Consider the following 13317-nt stretch of genomic DNA (forward strand, 5'->3'; position numbering starts at 1 on the left):
GCGTCGGGCTCAGTCCGTGCGGGAGGGCGGTTCGGGCTCGTCGGTCTCGCGGAGGTCGAGGCTCTCCCCGGTGACACTGCGGGTGCGGAACTCCCTGCGGAACCGCCCGATGATCGTGGACTTCTGGTCGTGGACGGCGGGCGGCAGCGCCAGGTAGTTCGAGGCGTCGTCCGCGCCGCCCAGCCAGAGCTCGGCCACGTGGTCCACCTCCCAGACCCGCCCGTCGGTGGTGCGCGGCCATCCGTCGGTGAAGTCCTGGGCCTCGGCGTCCCGCACGGCCGCCTGGAACAGGGCGGTGTACTGGTCGCTGTAGGCACGGGCCTCGATCCCCTCACGGACCCGGCGTCGCATGGCGGCCGTGTTCGCGACGTCGACACCCGCGGCTCGCGGGGACTGCGCGAGCGTCAGTGCATCGGCGGTCTCCAGGTGTCGCATGATGTCGCGCACCAACAGCTCGCCCACCGGGGTGCCGTTCAGCGGCGCGAGGTTCTCCTCGAACCACGCCATCATGCGGGCCCGCTCGCCGGGCTGGTCGAGGGCGATGTAGACCTCGAAGTCCCGCCTGGTGGCCCGGCCGGCCCGCCGGTCGAGCATGTCGTAGGCGGTCCGGACGTCCTGGTCCGGGTTGGCGGCCAGCCGGTCCGCCAGCCGGTCCGCCTCCCCGGCGATCGCGGTGAGCTCCGCCACCGCCTCCGGGTCGCGCGAGCGGCCGGCCGTCCACCTGGCGCGGGCCGCGAGCGCCCTGACCCGGGCGGCGTCGACCGAGCGCAGGGCGCTGCGCTGCTCTGGAAGGTCCTCGCGGATCCCTGCCAGCGCCCCTTCCACCGGCTGCCCGCGGCGCACGTCCTCGGCGAGTCCGCGCAGCGCTGCGAGGTGGTGGTCGATGAGGGCGGCGGCCGCCGGGTCGTCCCCGGCCGTGCTCCGCCAGCGGTAGAGCCTCGCCCGCAGCCGGGCGATCTCCGCGGTGGCCTCGGCCTTCGCCGCCGCGGCGGCGTTCCGGCGCTTGGCCGTTCCCGCGGCGGTACGGTCCCCGGGGTCGGCTTCCGCGGACCCGGCCGGTCCGAGGCCGGCCTCGCTTCGGGCGTCCTCCTCACGCAGCCGGTAGTAGTCGTCGAGGTCCTGCACGATCCACTGGTACTCAGGGCTGGTCGGATCGACGTACGTGGTCCGCTCGCCGTACTCGCGGCTGTACGCCTCCGGCGAGTCCACCTCGATCCGCTGCGCGGGCTCGCCGGGCGCAGCCGGGGCCTCCACCACGATCCGCACCGGGTCCGTCGTCACGGTGACCCGGGTGATGCCGGTCGAGCCGTCGGGCCGGGTGGACTGGACGAACTCGGTGTGGCTGCCGCTTCTGAAGGCCGCGCGGACCGCCAGCGCGACGTCCGCCGGGGCCGGCAACCGGCGGACGATGACGTTCCCCGGGTTGGGGTGCAGGTGGACGAGCGCCTGCCAGCCGTCTCCGGCCGGGGCCCGCACCGAGAACTCCGTCCCGGTCTGCACCGCGAACTCACCGGTGTTCGGGTTGAAGAAGAGCCCCACCTCGGCACCCCTGGCGGCCGCGACCGCCTGGTCGTAGGTGGCGACCGCCTGCTCGCCGGAGGTGGTTCGGCTGCCGAACGCTCCGGGTCGGGGCCGCGGGGCCGCCGGGTCGGCCGGCCCGGGCGGACGCTCGTGCCCGAGCCGCACGCCGAGGATGTGGCGGGCGGCATCGCGTTCTGCGGTGTTGACGTCGCCCCGGCCGTGCTCCGGTGGGCGCGGTCCCCGTGTGGTGCCGGCCGCCGTGCGTGGCTCGCCGGCGCCTTCCTGCGTGTGCTCCGGGCCTGCTGTCCGGGGCTCGGCGGCCGCGGCGGCCCGCCGGTCGGCGGCAAGCCGGCCCGCCGCCAGCTCGTGGGACCGCGCCACCTGGTCGGCGACGGCCGTCTCCGCCGGCCCGCCCGTCCCGGCGACGGCACCGCCCTCCGCCCCGGCCACGGGGCCCGCCTCGGGACGGGCGCCCGGGGCGGCGCCCTCGCGCACCGGCGGGCGCGGCGGTCCGCTGCCATCGGCCAGGTGCTGTGCCTCCGGTGCTCCGGCGCCGGGGGGCAGCGGCTCCTCGGCACCACCGGTGCCCGGCCGCTTGCCCTCTCCGTGCCCGACCCCGCCGCCCGTGGTCACCACGGTGATCGCCCCGGACCTGAGCGCGCCCAGTAGGGCCCGCGCCCGACGCGCATCGCGCTCGCTGTCGGAGAGGCCCTCCGCGTGGTCGATCTCGTTCCACTCCAGCGCGAGCTGGAGCGGGATGAGGACGGTGATCTGGAGGCCGCCGGTGAGGACCCCGTGGACATGGAGGCCCCGTTCGGTCCGCTCCACCCGGTTGATCCAGCTCGGCAGCCTGCCGGCCGCCGCACCGGTCTCGGCGACGTTCCGGGCGATCACCGTGCCCATGGAGAGGGTGGAGGCGATGCCGCCGACCACCCCCAGGACGTCGAAGACCGTCGAGAGCTCCCAGGTGTGGTCCGTCCGGTAGCGCCGGGCCAGCGAGTCGATGGCGGTGACGGCACCCGCGAGGCCGCCGACGACGCCGACAGCGAGGGCCAGACCGCCGGTGGCGAAGATCCCGGCGATCTCCGCGACGATCGCGAGGTCACGCAACCGCTGCATGACCCGATCGTGGGCACCCGGCGCGGACCGCATCGCGGCCTCGATCGGGACGGGGGCGCCGAGGGCCGCGGTGAGCTCCTGTGGCAGCCGGATGGCGATTGTGCCGCGGCCGTAGCCGGAGTTCTCGGCGAACACCCGGAAGGCGTCCCGGATCGCGGCCGCCCGGCCGGCGAAGCCGGGCAGCGCGCTGCGCCCGATGTGGACGTCCCGGCTGCCGGCGGAGGTGATGTCGACCAGCGCCCACCGCCGGTCGCCCTCGCGCGACTCCCTCAGTTCGCCGAGCATCGTCCGGACTTCCGTGACCTGGCCGTTCTCCTCGCTGGCGAGGGCCAGCCGGGGCCGGAAGTCGGTGACCCCGCCGACGGCCGAGAACCAGGCGTACTGCTCCCGCACCCACCGCTCGTGCGAGCCGCCTTCGCCGGCGACGTGGGTGAGTTGCCGCTCCGTCTCGGCGATGAACTCGTCGACCAGCCGTCCGGTCTGGATGAGCTCGATGTCGAGCACCACCTCGTCGTCCGCCAGCTCCGACACCGGGGTGTGCCGCGCGCGGTGGTCCCGCAGGCGCCGGGCGGCGTCGAGCCGGCCGCGGAGCGCGGAGACCGTCCGGGTGTAGGTCTCGAAGCTGCTCATCCGGCCGGCGGTGACCAGCCGGGCGAGCTCGGCCCGGGCCCTCGCGATGCGCCGGGGGTCGCCGGAGGCGAGCGCCTTCTCCAGCTCCGCCCGGGCCGCGGCGAGCGAGCTCGCCTCATGGTCGGCGCCCTCGGCCGCCCGGCTGCCGAGCGGGACGATCCGGACCGGCTTGACCGCGAAGCTCGACGCGCGCCGCACGTGGTGCTCCGGGTCGGCGACCGCCGCGTCCGACCACTGCGGGGTGGCGACGCACCGCACCAGGAAGTCGCCCTCGTGGTCGAAGCTGATGGACCGTTCGTCCAGCGACTTGGTCACCGTGTCGAGGAAGCTCCCGGCGATCGACCCGACCACGCGCACGGTGTTGGACAGCCCGATGACCGCGAGGTAGGAGGCCCGGGCCGGCCAGGACCACTGCTGTTCGCGCATCATGGCGAGGTCGTTCGCCTGGTCCTCCGCGATCGCCGCCTGGTCCCGGGTCAGGTTGGCTCCGAGGGTGTCGAACTCCGACTGCGCCCGGCCCTTCCCGGCCCGGGTGGTCCTGTCCGCGGCGTCGGCCCTGCCGGTGACCTCGATGACCTCCCAGTAGAACTGGACGGTCTGCATGCGGTTGAGGGCCTCGTCCTGCACTCCGAACGACAGGGCCGCGTAGTCGAGGTTCATGGCGAAACGGTTCGTCGCCCCCGGGCTGCTGACGGCCGGCTCCTGGGGAGCCGTGCCCGCCATGGTCAGCTTCGCTGGGTAGCCCGGGGCGTTCGCACCGGTACGCCCGCCTGGCGCCCGCTCACCGGGGGTTCGGGCACCGGCCGAGGCGCGGGCCTGGTCCTGGGCGTCCTGCACCGGCACCACCACGCCGGTCGCGCCCGGGGGTGGCGGGGTGAAGCCGGTGGCGTCGGCCCCGCCGGCGACCCGCCCGTGCCGGCTCGGGTCGCGGGATTCCTGCAGCGCCTGCTCGGCGGCCTTCACCCGCCGGTCGAGGGAGGCGTCCGACTCGTTCTGACGGAACGGGGTCGTGGTGGACGCCCGATCGATCGTGATCCTGAGTTCCGGCACTCCGGTCCGGCTCACGCCGGCCTCGTACGTCGCCGGACCGCGCAAGACCCCGGGCTCGGCCGGCGGCGTTCCTGCACCCGCTGCGGTGGAGCGGTCGGCGGTGCCGCCGCCACCGGTGCCCTCCCCGCTCGCCCCCGTACCGGTGCCCTCGCCCCCGGTGGCGGGGCGGCCGGCCCGGCGCTTGCGCAGCCTGGCCGTCGCGTCCCGCGCCCACTCCGGGGCCTCCGCCTCGGTGCCGGACCCGCCCCGCGCCCGCCGGCGCAGCGACCGGGCCAGCTCCGGTGGGATCAGCACACCGGGCAGGAAGGCGAGGAGCACGCTCTGTCCGGCCGGACGGTCCGGCTTTGGCGCCGCGACGTAGCGGCGGAACGACTGGATGGCGATGTTCTCGCCGCGCTGACCGACAAACCAGATCCGGCCGGTCCGCAGCTCGCGCAGGAGCAGGACCGGAGCGTCGAACATCAGCGGCTTCGAGGTGTCCTGCTCGTCCACGTCGCGCACGGTGCCGTCCGAGCGGATGACCACGATGTAGTTCTCCGCGTACACGAAGCACTCCGCCGGTTGCAGCACGCTCCGCGACACTCCGTCGGCCCGGGCCCTCTCGTCGAGCGTGACGGTCTTCAGCTTGCCGAAGAGCCCGGGGAGCGCCCCGACCAGCGCCGCCGGGTCGGGTCCGGTGTCGGCCGGCTCGAAGTCGTCCTCCGCCGGCGCCCGCGTCACCGTCTCGCGTTGCACGCAGGCCTGGCCCTGGTGGGCCTGGACGGCGACGTGGGCGAGCTCGTGGGCGAGCAGCCGGCGGCCGGAGGCCGTTGCGGGGCCGTCCCAACCGGTGCCGAGGACGACGTGCGCCCCGAAGGCGTAGGCCCGGGCGCCGAGCGCCGATGCGGCGCCCTCGGCCACCGCCCCCCGGTGAAGCCGGACCGGGCCCAGGTCCGCCCCGAGCGCGGCCTGAGCCGCTTCCCGCAGCGCGGGCGGGAGCGGTTCCCCGGGAGTGCCGATGCCGGCGGCGGCCTCGGGTTCCACGGGTCGCCCGGTGGGCGGGGCCGGGTCCCGTTCCCGGTCGCCGGCCCGACGGCCGGGCGCGGCGGGCGCCGTCGGCTGCGGGCCGGCCAGCAGGGCGGTCTCGACGAGCGGGAGCAGAGCCTCCGCGACGGCGTCGGCGTGCCGCTCGGCCGCCTCCCCGTCCGCCCCGCGCGGGGCGACGCGCAGGAGGTCCGTGACGGCCTCCGCCCGGCCGGTGCGAAGGCGGCGCGGCGTCGAAGGTACGGGGTGCCCGCTCGCCGGTCACCGGCGGGGGCCCTTGCGCCGGCCCGCCGGGGCCGTCGGGGCTGCTGCGGGCGGGGCCGCCGGGGGCGGACCATCCGCGGCCGCGGCGACGACGTCGGCGGGCTTCAGCCGTTCGTAGAACACGCGGTCCGGCTCCGGTAGCCAGTCCGGCGGTGAGACCCGGCGCCACGGGCCGCGCCCGTCCCCGTCGCGGAGCCCACCCGCGTCGAAGCCCCAGGTGTTACCCGGGTGACGCACGCACAGGAACCGGCCGTCCGCCGGCATGGCGACGAGCCTGGCGTGCCGGCGCAGTGCCGCCGCCGCGAAGTGCACGTCCTCGCCGAGCGACGTGTCGGGAAACCCTCCGCTGGTCAGCCACCAGCTGCGCGGGAAGGCCAGCGTTCCGCCGATCACCTGCCCCGCGAAGAGGCACCACTGCGGGTCGTCGCACTCCCAGAACCACCCTGTCCGGGTGTCCAGGAAGACCGGGGTGCCGAGGCCGGTGAGGTCCGCCGTACCGGCCAGCAGCGGGGCGGTCTGGGCGGAGATCCGGTCCGGGCCGTGCCAGTCGTCGTCGTCCCAACCGACGACGATCTCGCCGCGCGCGCCCTGCACCGCGATGTTGCGCTTGGCTCCGATCGACCGGGTGTGCGGCAACCGGAGGTAGCGCACGCGGGGGTCGTCGGGCATCAGGTCGGCCACTGCGTCCCGCCCGTCGTCGACCACGACGAGTTCCAGGGCCGGGTAGTCCTGGGCGAGGAAGCAGACGAGGGCCTGCGTGACGAAGCGGCGCCGGTCCCGGGTGGGCATGACGCAGGTCACCAGGGGCGGTTCAGTCGGCATCGGCGGCGTTCCCGGTGGGCGCCTCGGAGCCGGAGTCGGAGTCGGCATCGGAGTCCGTGGGGTGGGGGTCCGCGGCCACCCCGGAGTCGGCCGCCTCCAAGGTCCCGGTCGAACTGAGCGAGGCGTAGAAGGCAAGGTCCTCCGAGGTCAGCGGGCCGAAGCCGCCGTACCGGCGCCAGCCGGCCGGCCCGTCGTCCTGGGTGAAGTCGAACCGCCAGGAGTTGCGTCCGTGCCGGATGTAGACATACGCGTCCCGGTTGCTGACGGCCTGGATGCGCGCCCCGGCGTCGGCGAAGCGCCGCAGCAGACCGAGGTCCTCGCCGACGGACGCGTCGGGGTAACCGCCGACCTCCCGCCAGCCGTCCCGGGTGAAGGCGAGGGTCCCGCCCGCCAACGACTCGACCGGCGCGTAGCGCGGTGCGGCCGCGGCCTGCTCCCTGGTCGACCAGACCTGCATGGTCCGCACCTCCAGCATCAGGTTGATCCCGATCCCGGAGACGTCGGCGGTCCCGCGCACGATGTCCTCGACCTGCCGGCTCACCCGCTGCGGGCCGTACCAGTCGTCGTCGTCCCACTGGACGATGACGTCGCCCCGGGCCATGTCGCACGCGATGTCCCGTTTGCGCCCGATCGTCGCCCGTTCTCCGAGGCGTACGTAGCGCGCCCACGGGAGCCCGGCGAGCAGGTCCTCGACCGGCTCCGATCCGTCGTCCACCACGACGAGTTCGAGCTGCCGGTAGTCCTGCCGGGCCACCATGCGCAGGGCCTGCTCGACGAAGCAGCGCCGGTTGAACGTCGGCATGATGCAGGAGACCAGCGGCCGGGCCGTTCCGGTGAGGGCCACCGTCGCGACCGACCGGGCCCGCGGTGGCGCGGGCTCATCGGGCACGGGCCCCCCGGGCGCGGCTCTCCCGGCTCCGGGCCCCCCGGGCGCGGGCGACGCGGGGTTCCCAGGGGGCGCGGGCTCTGCGGGGGGCCCGGGCCGGCGGACGGCCGGGTTCGGAGCCGTCCCCCAGTCGAGGGCCGCGGCAGCGCCCAGCAGGAGCTCGGCGCTGCCCGGCGGATAGGCCGCATGGCCCGCCTCGGGCTGATGGCCCCCCGGCTGGACCAGGACCGCGAGGTGCACGCCGCGCGGCACGTGGAACGCCGCCCTGGGGAGGCCGAGGACGAAGTGGCCGCCGGCCTGGGCCGTCTCCCCGCCGCGCGCTGCGAGCGAACGGGCCACCCAGGCCTGCCGGGTGAGGCAGACGGTCGCACCGAGCAGGACCGGCGGGGAGGACCACGGCGTGGCATCCCCGGCCCAGCTCTCGCCCGCGACCGGGTCCCACACGACGGCCGAGGCGGCCGCCGACAGCTCCCACCCGGTGCTGGTCAGCGCGGCGGCCTGGTAGCGCAGCCGCCAGGCCGGATACCAGGCGTCGGACTCCCACAGCGCGATGAGCGGCCCGCGCGCAGCCGCGCAGCCGGCGTCCCGGGCGGCGGACGCCCCCGTTCCCCGGGGCACCGCGACCGTCCGGACGGGCGCCCCGCTGCCCTGCTCCGCGACGCGCCCGCCGGGCGATCCGCCGGACAGGACCAGGACCAACTCGCGCTCCGGGTAGTCCTGTTCCGTGAACAGGCGGATCGCCCGGGCGGTCGCCGCCGGGTCGCCGCCGACCAGGACGCAGGAGACCCGCGGAGCACCCGGCCCGGCCAGCGGGAGCTCCGGGGCCGCCGCCAGCCGCCGGGCCACCTGGTCGGGCCGCAGGCGCTCGTCCGTCACCATGCCAGTCCGCTTCCGCTCGACGGCCCGGCGCCGGACGGGACCACCGCGGGAGGCGCCGAGGCCGCGCCGAGGCGGCCCGCCATCTCGATCAAGAAGTCCTCCACCTCGATCAGATCCAGGACGGGCCCCGCGCCGTTGATCTGCCACAACAGGGCGGCGTCCACGAGCCAGGGGTCGCGGATCCGCTCGCGCGCCCACCGGCCGCCCGTGACCTTCGAGCAGATGACGCTCTCGGCGGCGTACCGCCAGTCCCGGCAGGCGTTGAGGACCCGGTAGTGCGAGGGCATCCAGCGCAGCGAGAGCTCGGCCCGCAGTGCTCCCAGGTAGGTCCGGCGGTCGACCGGGGCGAAGACCTGGACGGGGGGCGGGCCCGCCAGGGTGATCCCGTGGTCGCGGCAGCAGGCGAAGTGCATCACCAGCCGCCGGTCACCGGCCGGCTCGTCCTCCGCCGTCCGGGCCCGGCCGTGGAAGGTGAGCAGCTTCAGCTCGAACCGGGGTACGGGGAAGCGCCCGACCGCGGTGGCCCCCGTCACGACCACCAGGTCCATCCCCTTGACGGCGAACGGACGCGGCTCCTCCGCGATCCGCTGCCCGAGCGCGAGCGCCGCCCCGCGCGGGAGCGGGTCAGCGACCACGGCCACCACGTCGAGGTCGCTGCGCCCGGGGTGGAACTCGCCGATCGCCCCGGAGCCGTACAGGTAGGCTCCGATCAGCTCGGTGCCCGGAGCGCGCCGCAGGAGCTCGACGCAGGCCCTCAGGTACCGGTCGGCGGCCGGGTCGAGCAGCCCGATGAGCGGCGGCCGGCCGCGCACCGCCCTCATTGCTCGGGCCGCACGGTGAACTCGGAGCTGAACGGCTGTGCCTCGCTCTGTCCGACCAGGACCAGCCCGTCCTCGTCGAGGACGACCGAGCCCTGGTCGTGGCGCAGGCCGATCATGAAGAGCCCGGGCGACAGGAGAGAGTTGCGGTCCGCGGGCGCGAAGGTGAAGCCCTTGACCAGGCCCGGCTTGGCCTCCCCGAACGGGACAATGCTGCCCTCCACATCGCCGAGACCGAGCGGGTCGTCGGGATTGGTCTGCAGGATCTCGACGGTCTGCCGGTTCAGGGTGTCCAACCGCACCAGCTTGGTGAAGTCGAGCCGGATCACCGCCGGGAACCGCTTCAGCGTCACCCCGTTGGCCGGCTGGATCGAGGCGACGCGGACCGGCACCGGCTCCACGGGGGTCTGCGGGAGGAAGAAGTAGGTCGCGGTGAAGTCGGCAGAGGTGCCGTCGCGTCTCCCGTCGAGCGTGAGCCCGTCGACGTCGTGGATCCGGTTCGACAGGGTCAGGACGTGCTTGCCCTGACCTCCCCACTTGGGGTCCGTCGGGGTGATCGTGATGCCCGAACACGTCTCGGCGGCGGCGTCGAACGGGAACGGGTCGACCCGGACGGCGAGCGCGGCACCGTTCGGCCCCTGCACGACGACGTTGCCGGCGGCCCGGACGTCGGCCAGGAGCACGTCCTTGCTGAACATCACGTGGACCGCGTCCGGGAAGCGGTCCACGGGCTCCCGGTTCGGCGGGTCGAGCCGGGTGACCCGGACCGGGGCCGGGGGCGCGGCTACGAAGAACCAGCTCTCGAAGTCACCGCCCGGGCGGCCGTTCCCGGAGGGCAGGCGCAGAGCGGTCACGGCATCGTACCCCTGCTGGACGAGCCGCCCGAAGACCGTGCCGTCCAGCGGCCGCTTCCGCGCCTCGTCGAGGATCTTCGCGCTGTGCAGGACGACGTCCGCGCGCAGCGCCGCACTGCCCTGGATCGCCCGGAGCCGGCCCAGCCACTGCCCGACGCGGACGGGGTCGAGTGGGGTCCTGGGGCGGAAGGTGACCCGGTCGGCGCCGGCCGGGCGGGGACTCCCGGCGGGGGGCGGCTGCCGCGGGCCGGGCGTCACCACGCAGGGCACCCGCAGGGCGTGGACCAGCGGGTCGTCGTCGTCCGGCACGTGCAGCCAGAGCTCGACCGTGCGGTCGGTGAGCGTCGCCTCCGCCATCGGCTCGGTGAAGTCCACGGTGAGGCCGTCGTTGAGCTGCGTGAGCGGCAGCGTCCGGTCGTTGCGCCAGCTGATACCGTTCTGCGCCACCCGGGCGTGGTGCTGCGGGGCGAGCGCGTCGATGGCCTCCTGGACGGTGTCGCCGAGGCCGGTGCGCCGGGGGTCGTAGGCGATGTGACGGGCCTGGAGGCCGGTGAGCGGGTCGAACACCGGCGCGCAGTCGACCACCCGGTCCAGGACGACTCCGCCCTGGTCGTCACTGCGCCAGTGCAGGATGGCGAGCGGCGTGCGGTGGCGTCGGACGCCGTGCGGCGGGACGCCGTTCAGGGTCTCAATCGAGGCGTCGCGGGCCCGCGTCGTGAACCACCAGTAGGTGGACGCCCGGAAGTCGTAACCGCTGAAGCCGATCTTCACTCCCTCCCCGAGGTCGACCTCCTCCAGTCCGACGAACCCGAGGCCGTCCCACCGGCGCAGCACGACGTGGTCCGCCCGGATCTCGGCGCTGCGCTCCGGGACGAGCAACGGGTCGGCAGCGTCGAGGGTGACGGTGAGGGCGTCCGGGTCCGGGTCGGCGGCGATCCGGCAGAGCAGGCCGCGCCCCGGGCCGAGTTCGTCGGAGTCGCCGGCGATCTCGACGAGGTCCCCGACGCGCAGCTGCCCGGCGCGGTCGCGACCGAGGCTGCCGACCTTCACGGTGGTGGTCGCCGCGGTGAGGTCGGAGTGCAGCACGGCGGTGACCGCGGTGGCGAACCCAGCGTTCTCCGCCGACCACTTGTAGCGGGCCCGGGGCACCAGTTCCGCGTTCACCGAGTGCGCGGAGTGGAGCGGCTCGGCCAGATTGGCCACGCCGGTCACCGGATCGTAGCTCGTCACGGCCACCGGCTCGGTGGTCTGGCCGTCGCGGAGGAACCAGCCGCGGCGGGCGAGGCGGCCGGCCGCGGACTCTGCGGGGCTCGGCCCCTCCCCGGGCACCAGGCGCACCGAGAGCGCCCTAGCGGCGGCGGGCTCGGCGAGCCGTGCGACGTCCCGCCGCGGGACCAGGGCCGCTCCATCCGCCACCTGGTAGAAGCTGTCGCGGCGAACCGGTGTCCTGAGCCGCACCCGGCCGGTGGCGTCCACCTCGGCGATCGACACCACCTCGCGTTCCTCGTGGAAGGGGAACTTGTCGACCAGCTCCCAGCTGCCGACCAGGAGGGCGGCCCGCTGGATCGCGGTGAGCTCACCGACCTTCAGTTCCCGCTGGCCGCCGGAGGCGTCGGCGGCCAGCGGCACGGCCCCTGGGGCCAGCGTGCCGAGCATCTCGCCGGAGTCGTGGATCTCGACCCGGTAGAGACGGTTCTCCCGGCCGGAGTACCCGCTGTCCACGGCCGTGTCGCAGGGGCCGCCCGTAGGCGTGGCCGCAGTGACGACGGTGGAGAGCCGGCCGGCGCCGTCGTCCGGCAGGTAGCCCGCGGCGTGCTCGCAGCCGAGGCCGTCGGGAAAGTGGGAGGGGGGCACCCGCACGACCTTGACCTGGGCGACCGTCCGCAGCTGCACGGTGGTGTCGGCCCCGCCGAGCGCCGTCTCGCGGCGGTCCTCCTGGAGGAAACCGACGAGGCGTCGCCAGACCTCCAGGTACGCGACGGCCGCGGTGGTCTCGACCGGGTCGAGGAGCTCGGTGGTCGGGATCTCCCCGCCGGCGCCGATAGCCAGGGTCGGTTCACTAGTCCCACCGCTCACCAGGACGGAGCCGTGGTCGAGCACTGTGGCCTGGTGCCAGGCGCACGCCTCGGCGAGCGGGCTGCCCACCGTCCAGCGGTTGGCGCCGGGATCGTAGCGCTCCGTCGAGGCCAGCGGGCGGTCGCCGCGGTGCCCGCCGGTCACCAGGATCTGTCCGCCCGCCAGCTCCACGGCGGCGTGCCCGGTGCGCTTGGCGGCCATCGGAGCCGCCGACCGCCAGGCGCCGGCGTCCGGGTCGAACAGCTCGCAGGAGTCCAGCGGCTCTTCGGCCGCAGCCCCGCCGACCACGAGGACGCGGCCGTCCCTCAGCGCGGTCGCGGTGTGTCCGGTGCGCGCCGCGGCGAGGTCGGGCATGGCCCGCCATTCGTCGGCCGCGGCGTGGTAGACCTCGGCCGACGCGACTGCGCCGCCCCCACGGAATCCGCCGCAGACGAGGACCCGGTCGGGGCCCAGGTTACGGTCGATCCGGACAGCGGCGTGGCGTCCGCGCGGCACGGTCATGGCAGCCGCCGTGGTCCAGGTGTTGCTGTCCGGATCGTAAATCTCGGCCTCGGCGACGGGGTCGCCGACGGTGCCGGGGGCACCGCCGAGCGGACCCACGGCAGGTCCGAGGCCGCCGGCGACCAGCACGCGGCCTCCGCTCAGCAAGGTGGCGGTATGGCCGGAGCGGGCCTTCTCGGGCGCGGCCACCGCCGTCCAGGTGCCCTCGAAGACGTCGTAGATCTCCGCGGACGCGAGCGTGACACCGGCGGGCCCGATCCCGCCGACGACCAGGACCCTCCCGTCGAACAGGTCGGTGACCGAGTGTCCGGTCCGGGCGGTGGTCATCGCCCCGGTCCCCGTCCAGACCGCCGTGTCCGGCTGGAACAGCTCCGCGGTCGCGGTGGCCGCTCCGGCGACCGTGCCGCCGCAGACCAGGACGATGCCGTGGCCCTCCGTGTCGTCCGGGTCGGTGTGCACCAGCGCCGAGCCGTGCCCGGCCCGCGGCGCGGCCAGGTCACCGACGAGCTCCCAGCCCGTGGCCGGCCCGGTGGGCAGCGGCAGCGGCGGGGCGTTCGGGTAGTCCGGCTGGGTCGTGTAGGTGGTGGGAGCGGGGTTGGCGGCCTGGAGCCCGTCGAGGTAGAAGCGGCCAGCCACCCCGGCGCCGCCACCGATGGTCAGGACGCCGTTCCCGCCGTCGCCCAGCAGGAACCCGCGCCCCGCCGCAGGGCGTCCCCGGAGGCCGACCAGGTCGCGCACGTGGTGTTCGAGGCGGCGCAGACGGGCGAGTGCGGCCTCGTTCCAGTCGGAGTCGAGCCAGACCCGGCCCTGCTGCTGCAACCACTCGTCCCCCGACACGTCGTCGACGCGCAGTCGGGAGAAATCGGCCTTCATG

Annotated in this window: 5 protein-coding genes; all 5 read right to left on the reverse strand. The window is 75.3% G+C overall.

All coding sequences use genetic code 11. The features are described 5' to 3' along the window. Positions 1–9 precede the first annotated feature (9 nt). The 5 genes from AB0J08_RS30090 to AB0J08_RS30110 all read right to left on the reverse strand — a co-directional run bounded on the left by AB0J08_RS30090 (position 10) and on the right by AB0J08_RS30110 (position 13316). Positions 10–5343 (reverse strand): DUF4157 domain-containing protein, encoded by a 5334-nt coding sequence (locus AB0J08_RS30090; RefSeq protein ID WP_360641007.1) that lies wholly within the window; start codon positions 5341–5343, stop codon positions 10–12. A 261-nt stretch (positions 5344–5604) separates the two neighbouring features. Continuing rightward, positions 5605–6429 carry a glycosyltransferase family 2 protein gene (locus tag AB0J08_RS30095; protein ID WP_360641008.1) on the reverse strand — a complete coding sequence of 275 codons (825 nt, stop codon included), beginning with the start codon at positions 6427–6429 and terminating at the stop codon, positions 5605–5607. After that, positions 6419–8194, reverse strand: coding sequence for a glycosyltransferase family 2 protein (locus AB0J08_RS30100; RefSeq protein ID WP_360641009.1), 1776 nt, complete (start codon positions 8192–8194; stop codon positions 6419–6421). Before AB0J08_RS30100 ends, AB0J08_RS30095 begins: the two co-directional genes overlap by 11 nt. After that, complete coding sequence (locus tag AB0J08_RS30105) at positions 8188–9006, reverse strand: aminoglycoside adenylyltransferase domain-containing protein (protein WP_360641010.1); 819 nt, start codon at positions 9004–9006, stop codon at positions 8188–8190. The genes AB0J08_RS30100 and AB0J08_RS30105 overlap by 7 nt, the downstream gene beginning before the upstream one ends. Before the next feature lie 5 nt (positions 9007–9011). Continuing rightward, positions 9012–13316, reverse strand: coding sequence for a kelch repeat-containing protein (locus tag AB0J08_RS30110; RefSeq protein WP_360641011.1), 4305 nt, complete (start codon positions 13314–13316; stop codon positions 9012–9014). Between the last annotated feature and the right edge of the window lies 1 nt (position 13317).

It is taken from the genome of Kitasatospora sp. NPDC050463 (genome assembly GCF_040655255.1).
In the GTDB taxonomy this organism is placed as follows: Bacteria; Actinomycetota; Actinomycetes; order Streptomycetales; family Streptomycetaceae; genus Kitasatospora.